The sequence below is a fragment of the Pseudomonas weihenstephanensis genome (assembly GCF_016812185.1).
GTDB lineage: Bacteria > Pseudomonadota > Gammaproteobacteria > Pseudomonadales > Pseudomonadaceae > Aquipseudomonas > Aquipseudomonas weihenstephanensis.
In genome coordinates, this window is the sequence record NZ_JAAEBV010000001.1 from 1,572,901 (window position 1) to 1,595,685 (window position 22,785).

The following is a 22,785-nucleotide window of genomic DNA, read 5'->3' on the forward strand; positions in this document are numbered from 1 at the left end:
CGGCTAATCGGCTGAGGGGGAGTATTGACCATGTATTTAACATGGGCAAATGCATTAAATGATGCACAACAATAGAAAAACTTAATTCAAGGCGCACAAAAAACCGGGCACTAGGCCCGGTTCTTTGTAGAGACTGACGTCTTACTCAGCGGATACAGCTTCACCGCCAACTGGACGATCAACCAACTCGACGTACGCCATAGGCGCGTTGTCGCCAGCGCGGAAACCGCACTTGAGGATGCGCAGGTAGCCACCCTCACGAGTTGCATAACGCTTGCCCAGATCGTTGAACAGCTTACCAACCATGGCTTTCGAACGAGTACGGTCGAATGCCAGACGGCGGTTAGCAACAGAATCAATCTTGGCCAGAGTAATCAGCGGCTCAGCAACACGACGCAGTTCTTTGGCTTTCGGCAGAGTCGTTTTGATCAGCTCGTGCTCGAACAACGACACTGCCATGTTTTGAAACATAGCCTTGCGGTGCGAGCTAGTGCGGCTCAGGTGACGACCACTTTTACGATGACGCATGGTTCATTCCTTACCAAACACAACGTTCGGTGATTACGACGATCAGGCAGTCGCCTTGTCGTCCTTCTTAAGACTTGCAGGCGGCCAGTTGTCGAGGCGCATGCCGAGGGACAGACCACGGGAGGCCAGAACGTCCTTGATTTCAGTCAAGGATTTCTTGCCCAGGTTCGGAGTCTTCAACAGTTCTACTTCGGTGCGCTGAATCAGGTCACCGATGTAGTAAATGTTCTCCGCCTTAAGGCAGTTGGCCGAACGCACGGTCAGTTCCAGATCGTCAACCGGACGAAGCAGGATCGGATCGATCTCGTCTTCCTGTTCGATAACCACTGGCTCGCTGTCACCTTTGAGGTCGACGAATGCAGCCAACTGCTGTTGCAGGATGGTTGCAGCACGACGAATGGCCTCTTCAGGATCCAGGGTACCGTTGGTCTCCAGATCAATAACCAGTTTGTCCAGGTTGGTGCGCTGCTCGACACGGGCGTTTTCCACCACGTATGCGATACGGCGAACCGGGCTGAACGAAGAATCAAGCTGCAAGCGACCAATGCTGCGGCTTTCGTCTTCATCGCTCTGACGCGAGTCGGCTGGTTCATAACCACGACCACGAGCTACAGTGAGCTTCATGTTCAAGGCGCCGTTAGACGCCAGGTTGGCGATTACGTGATCGGGATTAACGATCTCGACATCATGATCCAGCTGAATATCGGCAGCGGTAACCACCCCCGAACCCTTCTTCGACAAGGTCAGCGTAACTTCGTCACGGCCGTGCAGCTTGATAGCCAGACCTTTAAGGTTCAACAGGATTTCAATTACGTCTTCCTGTACACCTTCGATGGCGCTGTACTCGTGGAGCACACCATCAATCTCGGCCTCGACTACTGCACAGCCTGGCATTGAGGACAACAGGATGCGGCGCAGCGCGTTGCCCAGGGTGTGGCCAAAACCACGCTCGAGAGGCTCGAGAGTGATTTTAGCGCGGGTTGGACTGACAACTTGCACATCAATATGGCGAGGTGTCAGGAACTCATTTACCGAAATCTGCATGGATGCACCTATTTTCTAGCCCTTACTTGGAGTAGAGCTCGACAATCAGGCTTTCGTTGATGTCGGCGGACAGATCACTGCGAGCAGGAACGTTCTTGAAAACGCCCGACTTCTTCTCAGTGTCTACTTCTACCCATTCTACGCGGCCACGTTGGGCACACAGATCGAGAGCTTGGACAATGCGAAGCTGGTTCTTTGCTTTCTCGCGGATAGCGACCACGTCACCAGCACGAACCTGGAACGACGGTACGTTAACGGTCTGACCGTTTACGCTGATCGACTTGTGCGATACCAACTGACGAGATTCGGCACGAGTAGAACCGAAACCCATACGGTATACGACGTTATCCAGACGGCATTCGAGCAGTTGCAGCAGGTTTTCACCGGTTGCACCTTTTTTGCCAGCAGCTTGTTTGTAGTAGCCGCTGAACTGACGCTCGAGAACGCCGTAGATACGACGGACCTTCTGCTTTTCACGCAGTTGGGTGCCGTAGTCGGATTGGCGACCGCGGCGTTGGCCGTGGATGCCTGGAGCAGCTTCAATATTGCACTTCGATTCGATAGCGCGCACACCACTCTTCAGGAAGAGATCGGTGCCTTCACGACGTGCCAGTTTGCATTTTGGACCAATGTAACGAGCCATTCTTTACAGTCTCCTGGATTACACGCGGCGCTTCTTCGGCGGACGGCACCCGTTGTGCGGGATTGGCGTCACGTCGGTGATGCTGGCGATCTTATAGCCACAGCCGTTCAAAGCACGGACAGCGGACTCACGACCTGGACCTGGGCCCTTAACGTTAACGTCAAGGTTTTTCAGGCCATATTCCAGCGCAGCTTGACCAGCACGTTCAGCAGCTACTTGAGCAGCAAACGGCGTGGACTTGCGAGAACCGCGGAAACCCGAACCACCGGAGGTAGCCCAAGAAAGCGCATTACCCTGACGGTCGGTGATGGTCACGATGGTGTTGTTGAAAGACGCGTGGATGTGGGCGATGCCATCAACCACTGTCTTTTTAATCTTTTTACGAGGACGAGCAGCAGGTTTTGCCATGACTAAATTCCTGTCGATTCGCTGGTGCGATTACTTGCGGATCGGCTTACGCGGACCTTTGCGAGTACGCGCGTTGGTCTTGGTACGCTGACCGCGCACTGGAAGACCACGACGATGGCGCAGACCGCGGTAGCAGCCCAAGTCCATCAAGCGTTTGATTTTCATGTTGACTTCACGACGCAGATCACCTTCAGTGGTGAACTTTGCCACTTCGCCACGCAGCAACTCAATCTGCTCGTCGCTCAGATCCTTGATCTTAGCGGCTGGGTTTACACCAGCATCCGCACAGATTTTCTGTGAGGTAGTGCGACCAACACCATAGATGTAGGTCAGCGAGATAACAGTGTGCTTGTTATCTGGAATGTTAACGCCTGCAATACGGGCCATTCAGTGGGACTCCAATTGACAGCTACCTACGCCCCGGAAGCCAAGAAATAGGGCGCGAGATAATATCGCTGTAATAACAAATAATCAACCCAGCAGCGCACTAGCTGCTGGGCTTCAAACAGATCACACTCAGCCTTGGCGCTGTTTGTGACGTGGTTCCGCGCTGCAAATTACCCGAACAACACCTTCGCGGCGAATAATCTTGCAGTTACGGCACAGCTTTTTCACCGATGCACGAACTTTCATCACCAACTCCTCTCACCTTACGGGGTAGTACTTCAGCGGAGCATGCCGCTGCCGTAGCCCTTCAGGTTGGCTTTCTTCATCAGGGATTCGTACTGGTGCGAAACGAGGTGCGATTGTACTTGGGACATGAAGTCCATAACAACCACAACAACGATCAGCAACGAGGTCCCGCCAAGGTAGAACGGAACGTTTGCCGCAACCACCAGGAACTGGGGCAACAGGCACACGGCCGTCATATAAAGAGCACCGAACAGAGTCAAACGAGTCAAAACGCCATCAATATAGCGTGCCGACTGCTCACCTGGACGGATACCCGGAATAAAGGCACCGGACTTCTTCAGGTTTTCCGCTACGTCTTTCGGATTGAACATCAACGCCGTATAGAAGAAGCAGAAGAAAATAATCCCTGCACTAAACAGCAGAATATTCAACGGCTGACCAGGAGCGATCGACTGCGAGATGTCCTGCAACCAGCCCATACCTTCAGACTGACCAAACCAGGCACCCAGCGAAGCCGGGAACAGCAAAATGCTGCTCGCGAAAATAGCCGGGATAACGCCGGCCATATTCACTTTTAGCGGCAAGTGGCTTGTCTGTGCAGCAAAAACCTTGCGGCCCTGCTGACGCTTGGCGTAGTGAACAGCAATACGACGCTGACCACGCTCAATGAACACCACAAAACCGATAATCGCTACTGCCAGCAAACCGATAGCAACCAGGGCGAAGATATTGATATCGCCCTGACGCGCAGACTCGAAAGACTGCCCAATTGCTCTCGGAAGACCGGCGACGATACCCGAAAAAATCAACATCGAGATACCGTTGCCAACACCACGCTCTGTAATCTGCTCACCCAGCCACATCATGAACATTGCACCCGCCACAAACGTGGTTACTGCAACGAAATGGAAGCCTAGGTCACCAGTGAACGCTACGCCTTGCCCCGCCAGACCTATGGACATGCCAATAGCCTGAACGAGAGCAAGAGCGACAGTGAGGTAGCGGGTGTACTGGCTTATCTTGCGACGACCAGCTTCACCTTCCTTCTTCAACTGCTCCAACTGTGGGCTGACAGCGGACATAAGCTGCATGATGATCGATGCCGAAATATACGGCATGATCCCCAGCGCAAAAATACTCATCCGCTCCAGCGCACCGCCGGAAAACATGTTGAACAAGCTAAGAATGGTCCCCTCATTCTGTCGAAACAGGTCCGCTAGCCGGTCCGGGTTGATACCTGGAACTGGGATGTGTGCGCCTATTCGGTAGACGATAATCGCCAGGAATAGAAAACGCAGACGAGCCCAGAGCTCGGATAACCCGCCTTTGCTGAGCGCTGAGAGAGCACCTTGCTTAGCCATTTATTCCTCGAACTTGCCGCCAGCTGCTTCGATAGCCGAACGCGCACCTTTGGTGGCGCCGATTCCCTTGCCGATTGTGACAGCGCGAGTCACTTCACCGGACAGCATGATTTTCACACGCAGTACGTTGACGTTGATCACGTTGGCATCTTTCAGGGTCTGCAGAGTAACGATGTCGCCGTCCACTTTAGCCAGCTCGGACAAACGCACTTCTGCGCGATCCATAGCTTTCAGGGAAACGAAACCGAACTTAGGCAGACGGCGATGCAGCGGCTGTTGACCGCCTTCAAAGCCTGGAGCAATTGTGCCACCGGAGCGGGAGGACTGACCTTTGTGACCACGGCCACCAGTCTTACCCAAACCACTACCGATACCACGGCCCGGACGATGCTTTTCGCGACGGGAACCCGGCGCTGGACTCAGATCATTGAGTTTCATCGATTAACCCTCTACACGCAGCATGTAGTAAGCCTTGTTGATCATCCCGCGATTCTCGGGAGTATCAAGTACTTCTACAGTGTGACCGATGCGACGCAGACCCAGACCCTTAATGCACAATTTGTGATTAGGGATGCGGCCGGTCATGCTTTTGATCAGCGTTACTTTTACGGTAGCCATGATCAGAAGATCTCCTTGACACTTTTGCCGCGCTTGGCAGCAATGGATTCAGGAGATTGCATAGCTTTCAAACCTTTGAAAGTGGCGTGAACCACGTTTACCGGGTTAGTCGAGCCGTAGCACTTGGCCAGTACGTTCTGAACGCCAGCAACTTCGAGGACAGCACGCATAGCGCCGCCAGCGATGATACCGGTACCTTCAGAAGCAGGCTGCATGTACACCTTCGAAGCGCCATGAGCTGACTTCATTGCGTACTGCAGAGTTGTACCGTTCAGGTCAACTTGGATCATGTTGCGGCGAGCAGCTTCCATTGCCTTCTGGATCGCAGCAGGCACTTCACGTGACTTGCCACGGCCGAAGCCAACACGCCCTTTACCATCACCTACCACGGTCAACGCGGTGAAAGTGAAGATACGGCCGCCTTTAACGGTTTTGGCTACGCGGTTAACTTGAACCAGCTTCTCAATGTAGCCTTCGTCGCGCTTTTGGTCGTTATTTGACATAACTTAGAACTCCAGCCCAGCTTCACGAGCAGCCTCAGCCAGCGCTTTCACGCGGCCGTGGTACTTGAAGCCAGAGCGGTCGAAAGCCACCTGCGAGACGCCAGCGGCTTTTGCACGCGTAGCGACCAGCTGGCCAACCTTTGTGGCCGCGTCGATGTTGCCAGTAGCAGCATCACGCAGTTCTTTGTCCAAAGTCGAGGCGCTTGCCAGGACTTTGCTGCCGTCGGCCGAGATGACCTGGGCGTATATATGCTGAGACGAGCGGAACACGCAGAGACGCACGACTTCGAGTTCGTGCATTTTCAGACGTGCTTTGCGAGCGCGACGCAGTCGAGTAACTTTTTTGTCGGTCATTTGCTATGCCCTACTTCTTCTTGGCTTCTTTACGACGGACGACTTCGTCCGCGTAACGTACACCCTTACCTTTATAAGGTTCTGGTGGACGGAAACCGCGGATCTCAGCGGCGACCTGACCTACCAGTTGCTTATCGATACCCTTGATCAGGATGTCGGTTTGGCTTGGTGTCTCAGCGGTGATGCCTTCCGGCAATTCGTAATCCACTGGGTGCGAGAAGCCAAGAGCCAGGTTCAGCACTGTGCCTTTTGCTTGCGCTTTGTAACCAACACCGACCAGCTGGAGCTTGCGCTCGAAGCCTTGGCTTACGCCTTGGACCATGTTGTTTACCAACGCACGAGTGGTACCAGCCATTGCGCGAGTTTGTTGATCGCCATTGCGAGCAGCGAAACGCAACTCACCGGCTTCTTCAACGATCTCAACGGACGAATGGATGTTCAGTTCTAGAGTGCCCTTGGCACCCTTCACCGAAAGCTGTTGGCCGGCGAATTTTACTTCGACACCAGCTGGCAGCTTAACGGGGTTCTTAGCGACGCGTGACATGCTTATCCCCCCTTAGAACACAGTGCAAAGAACTTCGCCGCCGACACCGGCAGCGCGCGCAGCACGATCCGTCATCACACCTTTGTTGGTGGAGACGATAGACACACCGAGACCGCCACGAACTTTTGGCAGATCATCGGAGGACTTGTACTGACGCAGGCCTGGACGGCTAACGCGCTTAACTTCTTCGATGACTGGACGGCCTTCGAAGTACTTCAGCTCGATAGACAGCAGTGGTTTGATTTCGCTGCTGATCTGATAATCCGCGATGTAACCTTCGTCCTTCAGGACTTTAGCTACAGCTACCTTCAACGTAGAAGATGGCATGCTTACGACGGACTTTTCAGCCATCTGGGCATTACGGATTCGAGTTAGCATGTCCGCTAACGGGTCCTGCATACTCATGGGCTAGACGCTCCTGTTACAAAAATAATTAGCCTTGCGGCTACAACTATCGCCGAGTGACACGCAACTAAAAAGCACGGGCTCAGGCGAGCCGGTCATTCTAGACATACACCAGAAATGAATCAAGCCCCAATAGGGGCTTGATTCATGTTCAAGGTCACCGACTGTCAGGATCTTGCGACCCTGACAATGACGACTTTGCCGTTTCGCCTTACCAGCTGGCTTTAACCAGACCTGGTACGTCGCCACGCATTGCTGCTTCACGCAATTTGTTACGGCCCAGGCCGAACTTGCGGTAAACACCATGCGGACGACCAGTCAAGCGGCAGCGGTTACGCATGCGCGCAGCGCTTGCATCACGTGGCTGCTTCTGCAGAGCAACTTGAGCTTCCCAACGTGCTTCTGGACTTGCGTTCAGATCCACGATGATAGCTTTCAGCTCAGCACGCTTCTTGGCGAACTTAGCAACCGTGAGCTGACGCTTCAGCTCGCGGTTTTTCATGCTCATCTTAGCCATGGTCTACTCCAATCAGTTGCGGAACGGGAATTTGAAAGCACGCAACAGGGCGCGACCTTCATCATCCGTTCGAGCAGTGGTGGTCAGGGTAATGTCCAGACCGCGGAGAGCATCGATTTTGTCGTAGTCGATTTCCGGGAAAATGATCTGCTCTTTTACGCCCATGCTGTAGTTACCACGACCATCGAAGGACTTGGCATTCAGGCCGCGGAAGTCGCGTACCCGAGGCAGGGAGATCGACAGCAGACGATCCAGGAATTCGTACATACGCTCACGGCGCAGAGTTACTTTGACGCCGATCGGCCAGCCTTCGCGAACTTTAAAGCCTGCGATGGACTTGCGAGCGTAGGTCACAACAACTTTTTGACCCGTGATCTTTTCCAAATCAGCTACAGCGTGCTCGATGATTTTTTTATCACCGATCGCTTCGCCCAAACCCATGTTCAGGGTGATTTTGGTAACGCGCGGAACTTCCATCACGTTCGAAAGCTTAAGTTCTTCCTTAAGTTTCGGAGCGATTTCCTTCCGGTAAATCTCTTTTAGTCGTGCCATGGTCTTATCTACCTAGCAGTGTTCAAGCATCAACCGCTTTTTGGGTCGACTTGAAGACACGAATTTTTTTGCCTTCTTCTACTTTGAAACCAACGCGGTCAGCCTTGTTGGTTTCGCCGTTGAAGATGGCGACGTTAGAAGCGTCCAGTGGAGCTTCTTTCTCGACGATACCGCCCTGCACGCCCGACATCGGGTTAGGCTTGGTATGACGCTTAACCAGGTTCAGACCACCAATAACCAGACGGTTATTAGCGAGAACCTTAAGCACCTTACCGCGCTTACCTTTGTCTTTGCCGGCGATCACGATGATCTCGTCGTCACGACGAATCTTTTGCATGTCGGATCTCCTTACAGCACTTCTGGGGCGAGCGAGACGATCTTCATGAACTTCTCAGTACGAAGCTCACGGGTCACTGGCCCAAAGATACGGGTGCCGATCGGCTCTTGCTTGTTGTTCAGAAGAACAGCAGCGTTGCCATCAAAGCGGATAATGGAGCCATCTGCACGACGTACGCCGTGACGAGTGCGGACTACAACAGCAGTCATCACTTGGCCTTTTTTCACTTTACCGCGAGGAATTGCTTCCTTCACGGTAACTTTGATGATGTCACCGATACCAGCGTAACGACGATGGGAGCCACCCAGCACCTTGATGCACATAACACGGCGTGCGCCGCTGTTATCGGCCACATCGAGCATGGATTGAGTCTGAATCATATAATTTCTCCGACCCCTAGTCCTTAGACTTCCACAGCGCGTTCGAGAACATCAACCAATGCCCAAGACTTAGTCTTGGCAAGCGGACGAGTTTCACGAATAGTGACTTTGTCGCCGATGTGGCACTGATTGGTTTCGTCGTGCGCGTGCAGCTTAGTCGAACGCTTAACGTATTTACCGTAGATCGGGTGCTTAACGCGACGCTCGATCAGAACGGTGATGGTCTTGTCCATCTTGTCGCTGACAACACGGCCAGTCAGCGTACGGACAGTTTTTTCGGCTTCAGCCATGATTACTTACCTGCCTGCTGGTTGAGCACAGTCTTCACGCGAGCGATGTCACGCTTAACTTGCGAGAGCAGATGCGACTGCCCCAACTGGCCAGTTGCTTTCTGCATGCGCAGATTGAACTGGTCGCGCAGCAAGCCGAGCAATTGCTCGTTCAGCTGCTGTGCGGATTTTTCACGAAGTTCATTCGCTTTCATCACATCACCGTCCGTTTAACAAAGGAGGTGGCGAGCGGCAGCTTTGCAGCAGCCAGGGCGAAAGCCTCACGCGCCAGCTCTTCAGTAACACCCTCGATTTCATACAGGACTTTGCCTGGCTGAATCTGGGCAACCCAATATTCCACGTTACCCTTACCTTTACCCATTCGAACTTCGAGTGGCTTTTTGGTAACTGGCTTGTCCGGGAATACACGGATCCAGATCTTACCGCCACGCTTAACGTGACGGGTCAGTGCACGACGCGCTGATTCGATCTGACGAGCGGTGAGACGACCACGAGCAACAGACTTCAGCGCGAACTCGCCGAAGCTGACTTTGCTACCGCGCAATGCCAAGCCACGGTTGTGGCCTGTCATCTGCTTGCGGAACTTCGTACGCTTAGGTTGTAACATTTGGCGTACCCCTTACTTAGCAGCTTTTTTACGAGGCGCTGGTGCTTGTGGCTTCAGCTCTTCTTGGCGACCACCAATTACTTCGCCTTTGAAGATCCAAACCTTTACACCGATCACACCATAAGTGGTGTGAGCTTCGTAGTTGGCATAGTCGATGTCGGCACGCAGGGTGTGCAATGGCACACGACCTTCGCGATACCATTCAGTACGTGCGATTTCAGCACCGCCGAGACGACCGCTCACTTGGATTTTGATGCCTTTGGCACCAATGCGCATAGCGTTCTGTACAGCGCGTTTCATCGCGCGACGGAACATTACACGACGCTCCAGCTGCTGAGCTACGCTCTGCGCAACCAGCATACCGTCAAGTTCCGGCTTGCGGATCTCTTCGATATTGATGTGCACAGGCACACCCATTTGCTTGGTCAGGTCCTGACGCAGTTTCTCAACATCTTCACCTTTCTTCCCGATAACGATACCTGGACGAGCAGTGTGGATGGTGATACGTGCAGTTTGGGCCGGACGATGGATATCGATACGGCTTACGGACGCGCTTTTTAGTTTGTCTTGGAGGTATTCACGCACCTTCAGATCAGCGAACAAATAGTCCGCATAAGTCCGGCCGTCTGCGTACCAGACGGAGGTGTGCTCCTTGACGATTCCCAGGCGAATGCCAATGGGATGTACTTTCTGACCCATCTCTTCGACTCCGTTACTTGTCAGCAACCTTGACAGTGATATGGCAAGACCGCTTGACGATGCGATCAGCGCGGCCTTTGGCACGCGGCATGATGCGCTTCAGCGAACGCCCTTCGTTGACGAAAACGGTGGCGACTTTCAAGTCGTCAACGTCTGCGCCTTCGTTATGCTCGGCGTTGGCTACGGCCGACTCCAGCACTTTCTTGATGATCTCGGCGGCTTTCTTGTTGCTGAAAGCCAACAGGTTGAGCGCTTCGCCCACCTTCTTCCCGCGGATCTGGTCGGCGACCAAGCGGGCTTTCTGGGCGGAGATTCGAGCGCCCGACAACTTAGCGGCTACTTCCATCGTTCCTTACCCCTTAACGCTTGGCTTTCTTGTCTGCCACGTGCCCACGATAAGTGCGGGTACCGGCAAACTCGCCTAGTTTATGGCCAACCATGTCTTCGTTCACAAGAACTGGGACATGAAGACGACCGTTATGCACAGCGATGGTCAGACCGACCATTTGCGGCAGGATCATCGAACGACGCGACCAGGTTTTCACCGGTTTGCGATCATTCTTTTCCGCCGCCACTTCGATCTTCTTCAGTAGGTGAAGATCAATAAAAGGACCTTTTTTCAGAGAACGTGGCACTGTCGTATCCCTCTATTTACTTGCGACGACGGACGATCATTTTGTCGGTACGCTTATTACCACGAGTCTTCGCGCCCTTAGTCGGGAAGCCCCATGGCGATACCGGATGACGACCACCAGAGGTACGACCTTCACCACCACCATGTGGGTGGTCAACCGGGTTCATGGCAACACCACGAACGGTTGGGCGAACGCCACGCCAGCGTTTGGCACCAGCTTTACCCAGCGAACGCAGGCTGTGCTCGGAGTTCGAGACTTCGCCCAGCGTTGCACGGCATTCAGCCAATACTTTACGCATTTCACCGGAACGCAGACGCAGGGTCACGTAGACACCATCACGAGCGACCAGCTGAGCCGAAGCACCAGCGGAACGTGCGATCTGTGCGCCTTTGCCCGGCTTCAATTCGATGCCGTGTACGGTGCTACCAACTGGAATGCTGCGCAGTTGCAGCTGGTTACCTGGCTTGATCGGAGCCAAAGCACCCGAAATCAGCTGGTCGCCAGCGCTCACGCCTTTAGGGGCGATGATGTAACGGCGTTCGCCGTCTGCGTACAACATAAGAGCAATGTGAGCAGTACGGTTTGGATCGTATTCGATACGCTCAACAGTGGCTGGGATGCCATCTTTGTCGTTGCGACGGAAGTCGACCATACGGTAATGCTGCTTATGACCACCACCAATGTGACGCGTGGTAATACGGCCATTATTGTTACGACCACCAGACTTCGATTTTTTCTCGAGCAGCGGTGCGTGAGGAGCGCCTTTATGCAGCTCCTGGTTGACCACCTTGACCACATGACGGCGGCCAGGGGAAGTCGGTTTGCATTTAACGATTGCCATGATGCACCCCTTCCTTACTCAGCACTGCTGCTGAAATCGAGATCTTGGCCTGGCTGAAGGGAGATTACTGCCTTCTTCCAGTCATTACGCTTGCCCACGCCGCGAGCGGTGCGCTTGCTCTTACCCAGAACATTCAGGGTAGTAACACGCTCAACTTTCACGCTGAACAGGCTTTCGACGGCCTTCTTGATTTCCAGCTTGGTTGCATCAGTAGCAACCTTGAAAACGAACTGGCCTTTCTTGTCTGCCAGAACCGTAGCCTTCTCGGAAACGTGCGGGCCAAGCAGAACTTTAAATACGCGTTCCTGGTTCATCCCAGCAGCTCCTCGAATTTCTTCACGGCCGACACGGTGATCAACACCTTGTCGTATGCGATCAGACTAACTGGATCGGAACCTTGCACGTCACGAACATCAACGTGTGGCAGGTTACGAGCAGCCAGGTACAGGTTCTGATCAACAACCTCAGACACGATCAGGACATCAGTCAGACCCATGCCATTCAGTTTGTTCAGCAGATCTTTGGTTTTCGGCGCTTCAACAGCGAAGTCCTGAACCACGACCAGACGATCAGTACGCACCAGCTCAGCAAGGATGGAGCGCATTGCTGCGCGGTACATCTTCTTGTTCAGCTTCTGAGAGTGATCCTGTGGGCGAGCTGCGAAAGTGGTACCACCGCCACGCCAGATAGGGCTACGGATAGTACCGGCACGAGCACGGCCAGTACCTTTCTGACGCCAAGGGCGCTTACCGCCACCACGAACGTCGGAACGGGTCTTTTGCTGTTTGCTACCTTGACGGCCGCCGGCCATGTAGGCCACGACTGCTTGGTGAACCAGCGTCTCATTGAACTCGCCGCCGAACGTCAGTTCGGAAACTTCGATCGCCTGAGCGTCATTTACATTTAATTGCATGTCAGCTTCCCCTTAACCGCGAGCCTTGGCCGCTGGACGTACAACCAGGTTGCCGCCAGTAGCGCCAGGAACAGCACCCTTGACCAACAACAGATTGCGTTCAGCGTCGACGCGCACTACTTCGAGGGACTGCACGGTCACGCGCTCAGCGCCCATATGACCGGACATTTTTTTGCCCTTGAATACACGACCAGGAGTCTGGCACTGGCCAATAGAGCCCGGGACGCGGTGGGAAACGGAGTTACCGTGAGTGTTATCTTGGCCACGGAAATTCCAACGCTTGATCGTACCCTGGAAGCCTTTACCTTTGGACTGACCGGTCACATCGACCATCTGACCTGCGGTGAAGATTTCAGCGTTGATCAGATCGCCTGCCTGGTACTCGCCTTCTTCAAGACGGAATTCCATTACGGTACGACCGGCTGCAACGTTTGCTTTAGCGAAGTGACCCGCCTGAGCAGCAGTTACACGCGAAGCGCGACGCTCGCCGACAGTGACTTGCACTGCACGATAGCCATCGGTTTCTTCAGTTTTGAACTGGGTGACGCGATTCGGCTCGATCTCAATGACCGTGACCGGAATGGAGACACCTTCTTCGGTGAAAATACGGGTCATACCGCATTTACGACCGACTACACCAATAGTCATGTTGTAAACCTCATGAGTGTACGGGGCTTTCACCCGCTATGGCCGCCCATTTCAGAGCGTTACACGACTAAGACCCAAGTCTTAGCCGAGGCTGATCTGTACTTCCACACCGGCCGCCAGATCTAGCTTCATAAGAGCGTCAACGGTTTTATCCGTTGGCTGGACGATGTCCAGTACGCGCTTATGAGTACGGATCTCGTACTGGTCACGCGCGTCTTTGTTAACGTGCGGAGAGACCAGAACGGTGAACCGCTCTTTACGAGTAGGCAGTGGAATTGGACCACGAACCTGAGCACCAGTACGTTTCGCGGTTTCCACGATTTCCTGGGTTGATTGGTCGATCAGGCGATGGTCAAAAGCCTTCAACCTGATACGGATTTGCTGATTTTGCATTGGATTTCAGACTCCGATTGCTATTCCCACCGAGCGCAATACGCCCGTTAAAAGGAGGCGCAATTCTATAGACGGCCCAACAGGGTGTCAACTCAATAAAAAAAGCCCCCGCTGAGCGGGGGCCTTTTTAAGCGATCATCGATTACTCGATGATTTTGGCTACAACGCCAGCGCCTACAGTACGACCGCCTTCACGGATTGCGAAACGCAGACCGTCTTCCATTGCGATAGTTTTGATCAGGGTGACAACCATTTTGATGTTGTCGCCTGGCATTACCATCTCAACGCCTTCCGGCAGTTCGCAGTTACCAGTTACGTCAGTTGTACGGAAGTAGAACTGAGGACGGTAGCCTTTGAAGAACGGAGTGTGACGACCGCCTTCTTCCTTGCTCAAAACATAAACTTCTGCTTCGAACTTGGTGTGCGGCTTAACCGAACCTGGCTTAACCAGAACCTGGCCACGCTCAACGTCGTCACGCTTGGTGCCACGCAACAGAACGCCGCAGTTCTCGCCTGCACGACCTTCGTCAAGCAGCTTGCGGAACATTTCAACGCCGGTGCAAGTGGTAACAGTCGTGTCACGCAGACCAACGATTTCCAGCGGATCTTGAACGCGAACGATACCGCGCTCGATACGACCAGTCACAACAGTACCGCGACCAGAGATCGAGAATACGTCTTCGATTGGCATCAGGAACGGCTTGTCGATAACGCGAACTGGATCTGGAATGTAAGAATCCAGAACCTCTACCAGTTTACGAACGGCAGTGGTGCCCATTTCGTTGTCGTCTTTGCCTTCCAGCGCCATACGAGCAGAACCGATGATGATCGGAGTATCGTCGCCCGGGAAGTCGTAAGTCGACAGCAGGTCACGAACTTCCATCTCAACCAGTTCCAGCAGCTCAGCGTCGTCTACCAGGTCAGCCTTGTTCAGGAAAACCACGATGTACGGAACGCCAACCTGACGGGACAGCAGGATGTGCTCACGGGTTTGTGGCATCGGACCATCAGCGGCCGAACAAACCAGGATAGCGCCGTCCATCTGTGCAGCACCGGTGATCATGTTCTTCACATAGTCAGCGTGACCTGGGCAGTCAACGTGAGCGTAGTGACGGATCAGCGAGTTGTATTCAACGTGCGCAGTGTTGATGGTGATACCACGAGCTTTTTCTTCTGGCGCGCTGTCGATTTTATCGAAGTCAACGATTGCAGAACCGAAAACTTCGGAGCAAACACGAGTCAGAGCTGCAGTCAGCGTGGTTTTACCATGGTCAACGTGACCGATAGTGCCAACGTTGACGTGCGGTAGGGAACGATCAAATTTTTCTTTAGCCACGACAATTAACTCCTTGCCTAAAGGACTGAACTAAATCAGCCTTGTTTTTTAGTAACAGCTTCGACGATGTGCGACGGCGCTGTATCGTATTTTTTGAATTCCATAGAGTAGCTTGCGCGACCCTGAGACATGGAACGAACGTCGGTCGCATAACCGAACATTTCACCCAACGGCACTTCAGCACGAATTACTTTGCCGGAGACCGTATCTTCCATACCCTGGATCATGCCGCGACGACGATTCAAGTCGCCCATCACGTCACCCATATAGTCTTCAGGTGTAACAACCTCTACCGCCATGATCGGCTCAAGCAACTCACCGCCACCTTTGGAGGCCAATTGCTTGGTAGCCATGGAAGCAGCCACCTTAAACGCCATCTCGTTGGAGTCGACGTCGTGGTAAGAACCATCAAACACGGTAGCCTTCAGGCCGATCAGCGGATAACCGGCAACAACACCGTTCTTCATCTGCTCTTCGATACCCTTCTGGATAGCCGGGATGTATTCCTTAGGAACCACACCACCTACCACTTCGTTCACGAATTGCAGACCTTCCTGACCTTCGTCAGCAGGAGCAAAACGGATCCAGCAGTGACCAAACTGGCCACGACCGCCGGACTGGCGAACGAACTTGCCTTCGATCTCACAGCTCTTCGTGATGCGCTCACGATACGAAACCTGAGGCTTACCGATGTTAGCTTCGACGTTGAACTCACGGCGCATCCGGTCAACCAGGATGTCCAAGTGCAGCTCGCCCATGCCAGAAATGATCGTTTGACCAGTTTCTTCATCAGTTTTTACGCGGAAAGATGGATCTTCCTGAGCAAGCTTGCCCAGAGCGACACCCATTTTTTCCTGGTCATCCTTGGTCTTCGGCTCAACGGCAACCGAAATAACCGGCTCCGGGAAGTCCATACGAACCAGAATGATTGGCTTGTCAGCGTTGCACAAAGTCTCACCCGTGGTGACGTCCTTCATGCCGATCAAGGCCGCGATGTCACCAGCGCGTACTTCCTTGATTTCTTCACGGGCGTTTGCGTGCATTTGCACCATACGACCCACACGCTCTTTCTTGCCTTTAACCGAGTTGATTACGCCGTCACCGGAGTTCAACACGCCCGAGTAAACTCGAACAAAGGTCAAAGTACCCACGAATGGGTCAGTCGCGATCTTGAACGCCAATGCCGAGAACGGCTCGTTGTCGTCTGCATGACGCTCCAGCTCGATAGTCTCGTCATCCGGGTCAGTACCCTTGATAGCAGGAATATCGGTTGGCGCAGGCAAGAAGTCGATAACGGCGTCGAGAACCAGGGGAACACCCTTGTTCTTGAAGGAAGAACCGCAAACAGCCAAGACGATCTCACCAGCGATAGTACGCTGACGCAGAGCCGCCTTGATTTCTTCGATGGTGAATTCTTCACCTTCGAGGTACTTGTTCATCAGCTCTTCATTGGCTTCGGCAGCAGCCTGGACCATGTTGTCGCGCCATTCGTCAGCCAGTTCCTGCAGTTCAGCAGGGATAGGCTTACGAACAGGAACCATACCTTTGTCAGCATCGTTCCAGTACACAGCTTCCATGTTGATCAGATCGATCTGACCCTGGAAGTTGTCTTCAGAACCGATAGCGAGCTGGATAGGCACCGGAGTGTGACCCAGACGCTTTTTGATCTGCTCGATCACACGCAGGAAGTTTGCACCTGCGCGGTCCATCTTGTTTACGTAAACAAGACGCGGAACACCGTATTTGTTGGCTTGACGCCATACGGTTTCCGACTGAGGCTCAACACCCGACGTGCCGCAGAAAACAACAACTGCACCATCGAGTACACGCAGGGAACGCTCAACTTCAATAGTGAAGTCCACGTGACCCGGAGTATCGATTACGTTGAAGCGGTGCTCGTCCTTGTACTGCTTGGCAGAACCTTTCCAGAAGGCGGTAATAGCGGCAGAAGTAATGGTAATACCACGCTCCTGCTCCTGAACCATCCAGTCTGTGGTCGCGGCGCCATCATGCACCTCGCCCATTTTGTGACTTTTGCCAGTGTAAAAAAGGACGCGCTCGGTGGTGGTGGTTTTACCAGCATCCACGTGAGCAACGATACCGATGTTACGGTAGCGATTAATCGGAGTAGTACGAGCCATAAAGCCCTCGCAAAATGAGTAGCGCTGAAATTAGAAGCGGTAGTGCGAGAAAGCCTTGTTAGCTTCAGCCATACGGTGCACGTCTTCACGCTTCTTAACTGCTGCGCCCTTGCCTTCGGCAGCATCCAGCAGTTCGCCAGCCAAGCGCAGAGCCATAGACTTCTCGCCGCGCTTGCGGGCGAAGTCTACCAACCAGCGCATTGCCAGGGCGTTACGACGGGACGGGCGAACTTCGACCGGAACCTGGTAAGTAGCACCGCCTACACGGCGCGACTTCACTTCGACCAGCGGAGCGATGGCGTCGAGAGCTTTCTCGAAGATTTCCAGGGGATCGCTGTTCTTGCGTTCTTTAACCTTTTCCAGCGCGCCATAAACGATACGCTCGGCAACGGCTTTTTTGCCGCTTTCCATCACGTGGTTCATGAACTTGGCCAGGATTTGGCTTCCGTATTTTGGATCGTCAAGCACATCGCGCTTGGCTGCTACGCGTCTTCTTGGCATGGATAAGCCCTCAAACGGTCTTCAGGTTAGCTCGGAACCATTACACCCAGTGGATGCACGCCCGACCTTACTCTTATCGACTCAGAAAAAAAGAAATCTGCATTATTTACCAGCAACCGAATACTACTTCGGCTTCTTGGTACCGTACTTCGAACGACCTTGGTTACGACCTTTAACGCCGGAAGTATCCAAAGAGCCGCGAACGGTGTGATAACGAACACCTGGCAAGTCTTTTACACGACCGCCACGAATCAGTACCACGCTGTGCTCTTGCAGGTTGTGACCTTCACCACCGATGTACGAGGAAACCTCGAAACCGTTGGTCAGGCGCACACGGCATACTTTACGCAGTGCCGAGTTAGGTTTTTTCGGCGTAGTTGTATACACACGGGTGCATACGCCACGACGTTGCGGGCAGTTTTGCAGCGCAGGCACGTCGGATTTCTCGACGATACGCTTACGCGGCTGACGTACCAGCTGGTTGATAGTTGCCATCTACTAGCTCCACTGTTGTCTTGCGACGCTATTGTCTTGCAAGAAAAGCAAAATGGCAGGAACGAATTCCCGCCAAATTTAGGGGTACAAGAGTCTAAAGAGGATCTTGTCCCCAGTCAAGGCAAGGCCCCGACCTTACGCCACATCAAACCGAGGTTAATGACCTCGATTCGATGAACGGAAGAGCCGGGGCCTACCTTCATTTACCGCAGAACTCAGTTACCGCTCGAGTTCAGCGCTTCGGTCAGTGCAGCTTCCACTTCACTGGCGCTTACGCGCAACGGTTTGTCAGCTTCACGACGACGCTTACGCTCGCTGTGGTATGCCAAACCGGTACCTGCCGGGATCAATCGACCCACGACAACGTTTTCTTTCAGGCCACGCAGATAATCGCGCTTGCCGGTTACCGCTGCTTCGGTCAGTACTCGTGTGGTCTCTTGGAAAGAGGCTGCAGAGATGAACGACTCAGTCGACAACGATGCCTTGGTGATACCCAGCAGAACGCGAGTGAACTTGGATACGAATTTGTCTTCGCCACCCAAACGCTCGTTCTCGGTCAACACCTGAGTCAACTCCATCTGGTCGCCCTTGATGAAGGTGGAATCACCCGACTCGGCAATCTCAACTTTACGCAGCATCTGACGCAGAATGGTCTCGATGTGCTTATCGTTGATTTTTACACCTTGCAGACGGTAAACGTCCTGGATCTCGTTAACGATGTACTTGGCCAACGCACTCACACCCAGCAGACGCAGGATGTCATGTGGATCGCTAGGACCGTCGGAGATAACTTCGCCGCGGTTCACTTGCTCGCCTTCGAAGACGTTCAGGTGACGCCACTTCGGAATCAGCTCTTCGTACGGATCAGTACCGTCGTTCGGGGTAATAACCAGACGGCGCTTGCCTTTGGTTTCTTTACCGAACGCGATGGTGCCGCTGACTTCAGCCAAAATAGAGGCTTCTTTCGGACGACGCGCTTCGAACAAGTCAGCAACGCGTGGCAGACCACCGGTGATGTCTCGAGTTTTCGAAGTTTCTTGCGGAATACGAGCGATAACGTCACCGATCGCGATTTCCGCACCATCCGCTACACCGACCAAGGCGTTGGCTGGCAAGAAGTACTGAGCCGGCACGTCAGTACCTGGCAACAGCAGATCTTTACCATCGACACCCACCATCTTGACGGCTGGACGAATGTCTTTGCCGGCAGCTGGACGGTCTTTGGCATCAAGCACTTCGATGTTGGTCATACCGGTCAATTCGTCAGTCTGACGCTTGATCGTGATGCCTTCTTCCATGCCTACGTAGGTCACAGTACCTTTCATTTCGGTAACGATTGGGTGAGTGTGCGGATCCCACTTGGCTACGATAGAGCCAGCGTCAACCTTGTCACCTTCTTTAACCGAAATTACGGCACCGTACGGCAGCTTGTAACGCTCACGCTCACGACCGAAGTCATCAGCGATGGCCAGCTCACCGGAACGGGAAACAGCAACCAGGCAACCGTCTACTCGCTCAACATGCTTCAGGTTATGCAGACGGACAGTACCGCCATTTTTGACCTGGACGCTGTCAGCAGCAGAGGTCCGGCTTGCCGCACCACCGATGTGGAACGTACGCATTGTCAGCTGTGTACCCGGCTCACCGATCGACTGAGCAGCGATTACGCCGACAGCTTCACCGATGTTCACCTGGTGACCACGAGCCAAGTCACGGCCGTAGCACTTGGCACAGATACCGAAGCGCGTTTCACAGCTGATTGGCGAGCGCACGATCACTTCATCGATGCTGTTCAGCTCGATGAACTCAACCCACTTCTCGTCTACCAGAGTGCCCGCAGGAACGATAACTTCTTCGGTGCCCGGCTTGAATACGTCACGGGCGATAACTCGACCCAGAACGCGCTCACCCAACGGCTCCACAACGTCGCCGCCTTCGATGTGCGGAGTCATCAGCAGACCGTGTTCGGTACCGCAGTCAACCTCAGTCACAACCAAGTCTTGAGCTACGTCTACCAGACGACGCGTCAGGTAACCGGAGTTAGCCGTTTTCAAGGCCGTATCCGCAAGACCCTTACGAGCACCGTGAGTGGAGATGAAGTACTGAAGTACGCTCAAACCTTCACGGAAGTTCGCAGTAATTGGCGTTTCGATGATGGAGCCGTCCGGCTTGGCCATCAGACCACGCATACCGGCCAGCTGACGGATCTGCGCAGCAGAACCTCGAGCACCGGAGTCGGCCATCATGTACATCGAGTTGAACGACTCTTGCTCAACTTCAACGCCGTGACGATCGATAACCTTCTCTTTCGAGAGGTTGGACATCATTGCCTTGGAGACTTCGTCGTTCGCTTTCGACCAAAGGTCGATTACTTTGTTGTACTTCTCGCCCTGGGTTACCAGGCCGGAGGCGTACTGACTTTCGATTTCTTTCACTTCATCGGTTGCAGCCGCGATGATGCGCGCTTTTTCATCCGGGATAACGAAGTCGTTAACACCGATGGAAACGCCAGAAATGGTCGAGTAAGCAAAACCTGTGTACATCAACTGGTCGGCGAAGATCACAGTCTCTTTCAAACCAACCACGCGGTAGCACTGGTTGATCAGTTTGGAGATCGCTTTTTTCTTCATCGGCAAGTTGACGACGTCGTACGACAGACCTTTTGGCACAACCTGGAACAACAGCGCACGGCCGACAGTGGTGTCGACGATACGGGTGTTGCTCACGCTGCCGCCATCGCGGTCATTGACGGTTTCGCTGATGCGAACTTTAACCTTGGCATGCAATGCGGCTTCGCCAGCACGGAATACACGGTCAACTTCTTGCAAGTCAGCGAACACACGACCTTCGCCTTTAGCGTTGATCGCTTCACGCGTCATGTAGTACAGACCCAATACAACGTCCTGCGACGGAACGATGATTGGCTCACCGTTGGCTGGCGACAGAATGTTGTTGGTCGACATCATCAACGCACGCGCTTCCAGCTGGGCTTCCAGTGTCAGCGGTACGTGCACGGCCATTTGGTCGCCGTCGAAGTCGGCGTTGTACGCAGCACAGACCAGCGGGTGCAGCTGGATAGCCTTACCTTCGATCAGTACCGGTTCAAACGCCTGGATACCCAGACGGTGAAGGGTCGGTGCACGGTTGAGAAGTACCGGGTGTTCGCGAATAACCTCAGCGAGAACGTCCCAAACCTCTGGCAGCTCGCGCTCAACCATCTTCTTGGCTGCTTTGATGGTAGTCGCCAGACCACGCATTTCCAGCTTACCGAAGATGAACGGCTTGAACAGCTCCAGAGCCATCTTCTTAGGCAGACCGCACTGGTGCAGACGCAGGGTCGGACCTACGGTAATTACCGAACGACCCGAGTAGTCAACACGCTTACCGAGCAAGTTCTGACGGAAACGACCTTGCTTACCCTTGATCATGTCAGCCAAGGATTTCAGAGGACGCTTGTTCGAACCAGTAATAGCGCGACCACGACGGCCGTTGTCGAGCAAGGCGTCGACCGCTTCTTGCAACATACGCTTTTCGTTACGCACGATGATGTCCGGAGCGGACAGATCAAGCAGGCGCTTCAAGCGGTTGTTACGGTTGATCACTCGACGATACAGATCGTTGAGGTCGGAAGTCGCGAAACGACCACCATCCAGCGGCACCAAAGGACGCAGATCTGGCGGCAGAACCGGCAGAACGGTCAGCACCATCCACTCAGGAAGGTTGCCGGAACCCAGGAAGGCTTCCATCAACTTCAGGCGCTTGGACAGCTTCTTGATTTTGGTTTCGGAGTTGGTTTGCGGAATTTCTTCGCGCAGACGGCCAATCTCGTGCTCTAGGTCGATAGCGTGCAGCAGTTCACGAACAGCTTCAGCACCCATGCGGGCATCGAAGTCGTCGCCGAACTCTTCCAGCGCTTCAAAATACTGCTCATCGTTCAGCAGCTGACCTTTTTCCAGAGTGGTCATGCCCGGATCGATAACGACATAGCTCTCGAAGTAGAGAACGCGTTCGATATCACGCAGGGTCATGTCCATCAGCAAGCCGATACGGGACGGCAGCGATTTCAGGAACCAGATGTGAGCCACTGGCGAAGCCAGCTCGATGTGAGCCATGCGCTCGCGACGGACCTTGGCCAGTGCGACTTCAACGCCACACTTCTCACAGATCACACCGCGGTGCTTCAAGCGCTTGTACTTACCGCACAGGCACTCGTAATCCTTGACCGGACCAAAGATTTTGGCGCAGAACAGGCCGTCACGCTCAGGTTTGAACGTACGGTAATTGATGGTTTCCGGCTTTTTAACTTCACCGAACGACCACGAACGGATCATCTCAGGCGATGCCAATCCAATACGGATGGCGTCGAACTCTTCGACTTGACCCTGGTTTTTCAGCAAATTCAGTAGGTCTTTCAAGGCCTTTCCTCCTGGCGGAGCAGAGAGCGGGCATCACAGCCCCG

33 protein-coding genes are annotated in these 22,785 nt (G+C 53.6%); all 33 read right to left on the minus strand.

Annotated features, from left to right (window positions below; genetic code table 11):
• Nucleotides 1-141: 141 nt before the first annotated feature.
• Entirely contained in the window at nt 142-528 is a 387-nt protein-coding gene (gene rplQ, locus GYN01_RS07165; protein ID WP_016779185.1) for a 50S ribosomal protein L17, read from the minus strand.
• Nucleotides 529-570: 42 nt separating this feature from the next.
• A complete protein-coding gene (locus GYN01_RS07170) occupies nt 571-1,572 on the minus strand; it encodes a DNA-directed RNA polymerase subunit alpha (RefSeq protein ID WP_003176403.1) in 1,002 nt (333 codons plus the stop codon).
• A gap of 22 nt (nt 1,573-1,594) precedes the next feature.
• A complete protein-coding gene (gene rpsD, locus GYN01_RS07175; RefSeq protein WP_048362315.1) occupies nt 1,595-2,215 on the minus strand; it encodes a 30S ribosomal protein S4 in 621 nt (206 codons plus the stop codon).
• Nucleotides 2,216-2,233: 18 nt separating this feature from the next.
• Nucleotides 2,234-2,623: a 30S ribosomal protein S11 gene (gene rpsK, locus GYN01_RS07180; RefSeq protein WP_007924177.1), complete on the minus strand. Its 390-nt coding sequence runs from the start codon at nt 2,621-2,623 to the stop codon at nt 2,234-2,236.
• 30 nt (nt 2,624-2,653) lie between these two features.
• A complete protein-coding gene (gene rpsM, locus GYN01_RS07185) occupies nt 2,654-3,010 on the minus strand; it encodes a 30S ribosomal protein S13 (RefSeq protein WP_016779184.1) in 357 nt (118 codons plus the stop codon).
• Between the two features lie 129 nt (nt 3,011-3,139).
• A complete protein-coding gene (gene rpmJ, locus GYN01_RS07190; protein WP_002555468.1) occupies nt 3,140-3,256 on the minus strand; it encodes a 50S ribosomal protein L36 in 117 nt (38 codons plus the stop codon).
• 32 nt (nt 3,257-3,288) lie between these two features.
• A complete protein-coding gene (gene secY, locus GYN01_RS07195; protein WP_003444361.1) occupies nt 3,289-4,617 on the minus strand; it encodes a preprotein translocase subunit SecY in 1,329 nt (442 codons plus the stop codon).
• On the minus strand, nt 4,618-5,055 hold the full coding sequence (rplO, locus tag GYN01_RS07200; RefSeq protein WP_048362314.1) for a 50S ribosomal protein L15: 438 nt from the start codon (nt 5,053-5,055) through the stop codon (nt 4,618-4,620).
• A gap of 3 nt (nt 5,056-5,058) precedes the next feature.
• Nucleotides 5,059-5,235 carry a 50S ribosomal protein L30 gene (gene rpmD, locus GYN01_RS07205; protein ID WP_003444363.1) on the minus strand — a complete coding sequence of 59 codons (177 nt, stop codon included), beginning with the start codon at nt 5,233-5,235 and terminating at the stop codon, nt 5,059-5,061.
• A 2-nt stretch (nt 5,236-5,237) separates the two neighbouring features.
• Nucleotides 5,238-5,738, minus strand: a complete 501-nt coding sequence (rpsE, locus tag GYN01_RS07210) for a 30S ribosomal protein S5 (protein WP_003186035.1) — start codon at nt 5,736-5,738, stop codon at nt 5,238-5,240.
• A 3-nt stretch (nt 5,739-5,741) separates the two neighbouring features.
• Nucleotides 5,742-6,092 carry a 50S ribosomal protein L18 gene (gene rplR / locus GYN01_RS07215; protein ID WP_003444364.1) on the minus strand — a complete coding sequence of 117 codons (351 nt, stop codon included), beginning with the start codon at nt 6,090-6,092 and terminating at the stop codon, nt 5,742-5,744.
• Nucleotides 6,093-6,102: 10 nt separating this feature from the next.
• A complete protein-coding gene (rplF, locus tag GYN01_RS07220) occupies nt 6,103-6,636 on the minus strand; it encodes a 50S ribosomal protein L6 (RefSeq protein WP_016779180.1) in 534 nt (177 codons plus the stop codon).
• A 12-nt stretch (nt 6,637-6,648) separates the two neighbouring features.
• Nucleotides 6,649-7,041 carry a 30S ribosomal protein S8 gene (gene rpsH / locus GYN01_RS07225; protein WP_019409907.1) on the minus strand — a complete coding sequence of 131 codons (393 nt, stop codon included), beginning with the start codon at nt 7,039-7,041 and terminating at the stop codon, nt 6,649-6,651.
• A 211-nt stretch (nt 7,042-7,252) separates the two neighbouring features.
• Entirely contained in the window at nt 7,253-7,558 is a 306-nt protein-coding gene (rpsN, locus tag GYN01_RS07230) for a 30S ribosomal protein S14 (RefSeq protein WP_019409906.1), read from the minus strand.
• 12 nt (nt 7,559-7,570) lie between these two features.
• Nucleotides 7,571-8,110 (minus strand): 50S ribosomal protein L5, encoded by a 540-nt coding sequence (rplE, locus tag GYN01_RS07235; protein ID WP_048362313.1) that lies wholly within the window; start codon nt 8,108-8,110, stop codon nt 7,571-7,573.
• A 22-nt stretch (nt 8,111-8,132) separates the two neighbouring features.
• Nucleotides 8,133-8,447: a 50S ribosomal protein L24 gene (gene rplX, locus GYN01_RS07240; protein WP_003444369.1), complete on the minus strand. Its 315-nt coding sequence runs from the start codon at nt 8,445-8,447 to the stop codon at nt 8,133-8,135.
• Between the two features lie 11 nt (nt 8,448-8,458).
• A complete protein-coding gene (rplN, locus tag GYN01_RS07245; protein ID WP_002555479.1) occupies nt 8,459-8,827 on the minus strand; it encodes a 50S ribosomal protein L14 in 369 nt (122 codons plus the stop codon).
• 23 nt (nt 8,828-8,850) lie between these two features.
• Nucleotides 8,851-9,117, minus strand: coding sequence for a 30S ribosomal protein S17 (gene rpsQ / locus GYN01_RS07250; RefSeq protein WP_003176419.1), 267 nt, complete (start codon nt 9,115-9,117; stop codon nt 8,851-8,853).
• Between the two features lie 2 nt (nt 9,118-9,119).
• Nucleotides 9,120-9,311 carry a 50S ribosomal protein L29 gene (gene rpmC / locus GYN01_RS07255; protein ID WP_002555481.1) on the minus strand — a complete coding sequence of 64 codons (192 nt, stop codon included), beginning with the start codon at nt 9,309-9,311 and terminating at the stop codon, nt 9,120-9,122.
• On the minus strand, nt 9,311-9,724 hold the full coding sequence (gene rplP, locus GYN01_RS07260; RefSeq protein ID WP_002555482.1) for a 50S ribosomal protein L16: 414 nt from the start codon (nt 9,722-9,724) through the stop codon (nt 9,311-9,313). The genes rpmC and rplP overlap by 1 nt, the downstream gene beginning before the upstream one ends.
• A 12-nt stretch (nt 9,725-9,736) precedes the next feature.
• On the minus strand, nt 9,737-10,423 hold the full coding sequence (gene rpsC / locus GYN01_RS07265; protein WP_003176422.1) for a 30S ribosomal protein S3: 687 nt from the start codon (nt 10,421-10,423) through the stop codon (nt 9,737-9,739).
• Between the two features lie 13 nt (nt 10,424-10,436).
• Nucleotides 10,437-10,769, minus strand: coding sequence for a 50S ribosomal protein L22 (gene rplV, locus GYN01_RS07270; RefSeq protein ID WP_003444373.1), 333 nt, complete (start codon nt 10,767-10,769; stop codon nt 10,437-10,439).
• 13 nt (nt 10,770-10,782) lie between these two features.
• The gene (rpsS, locus tag GYN01_RS07275) at nt 10,783-11,058 is read right to left on the minus strand and encodes a 30S ribosomal protein S19 (protein WP_003232420.1); all 276 of its coding nucleotides are present in this window, start codon (nt 11,056-11,058) and stop codon (nt 10,783-10,785) included.
• Nucleotides 11,059-11,074: 16 nt separating this feature from the next.
• A complete protein-coding gene (gene rplB / locus GYN01_RS07280; RefSeq protein WP_048401541.1) occupies nt 11,075-11,899 on the minus strand; it encodes a 50S ribosomal protein L2 in 825 nt (274 codons plus the stop codon).
• 14 nt (nt 11,900-11,913) lie between these two features.
• On the minus strand, nt 11,914-12,213 hold the full coding sequence (rplW, locus tag GYN01_RS07285; RefSeq protein WP_003444375.1) for a 50S ribosomal protein L23: 300 nt from the start codon (nt 12,211-12,213) through the stop codon (nt 11,914-11,916).
• Entirely contained in the window at nt 12,210-12,812 is a 603-nt protein-coding gene (gene rplD / locus GYN01_RS07290) for a 50S ribosomal protein L4 (protein WP_047277894.1), read from the minus strand. Before rplD ends, rplW begins: the two co-directional genes overlap by 4 nt.
• Before the next feature lie 12 nt (nt 12,813-12,824).
• On the minus strand, nt 12,825-13,460 hold the full coding sequence (rplC, locus tag GYN01_RS07295) for a 50S ribosomal protein L3 (protein ID WP_003444377.1): 636 nt from the start codon (nt 13,458-13,460) through the stop codon (nt 12,825-12,827).
• Between the two features lie 81 nt (nt 13,461-13,541).
• Complete coding sequence (gene rpsJ, locus GYN01_RS07300) at nt 13,542-13,853, minus strand: 30S ribosomal protein S10 (RefSeq protein ID WP_003186070.1); 312 nt, start codon at nt 13,851-13,853, stop codon at nt 13,542-13,544.
• A gap of 142 nt (nt 13,854-13,995) precedes the next feature.
• Nucleotides 13,996-15,189, minus strand: a complete 1,194-nt coding sequence (gene tuf / locus GYN01_RS07305) for an elongation factor Tu (protein WP_048362311.1) — start codon at nt 15,187-15,189, stop codon at nt 13,996-13,998.
• A gap of 35 nt (nt 15,190-15,224) precedes the next feature.
• Nucleotides 15,225-17,330 (minus strand): elongation factor G, encoded by a 2,106-nt coding sequence (gene fusA, locus GYN01_RS07310; protein WP_048362310.1) that lies wholly within the window; start codon nt 17,328-17,330, stop codon nt 15,225-15,227.
• Between the two features lie 30 nt (nt 17,331-17,360).
• A complete protein-coding gene (rpsG, locus tag GYN01_RS07315) occupies nt 17,361-17,831 on the minus strand; it encodes a 30S ribosomal protein S7 (RefSeq protein WP_019824369.1) in 471 nt (156 codons plus the stop codon).
• Between the two features lie 123 nt (nt 17,832-17,954).
• A complete protein-coding gene (gene rpsL / locus GYN01_RS07320) occupies nt 17,955-18,326 on the minus strand; it encodes a 30S ribosomal protein S12 (protein WP_002555494.1) in 372 nt (123 codons plus the stop codon).
• 215 nt (nt 18,327-18,541) lie between these two features.
• Entirely contained in the window at nt 18,542-22,741 is a 4,200-nt protein-coding gene (gene rpoC, locus GYN01_RS07325; protein WP_048362309.1) for a DNA-directed RNA polymerase subunit beta', read from the minus strand.
• Between the last annotated feature and the right edge of the window lie 44 nt (nt 22,742-22,785).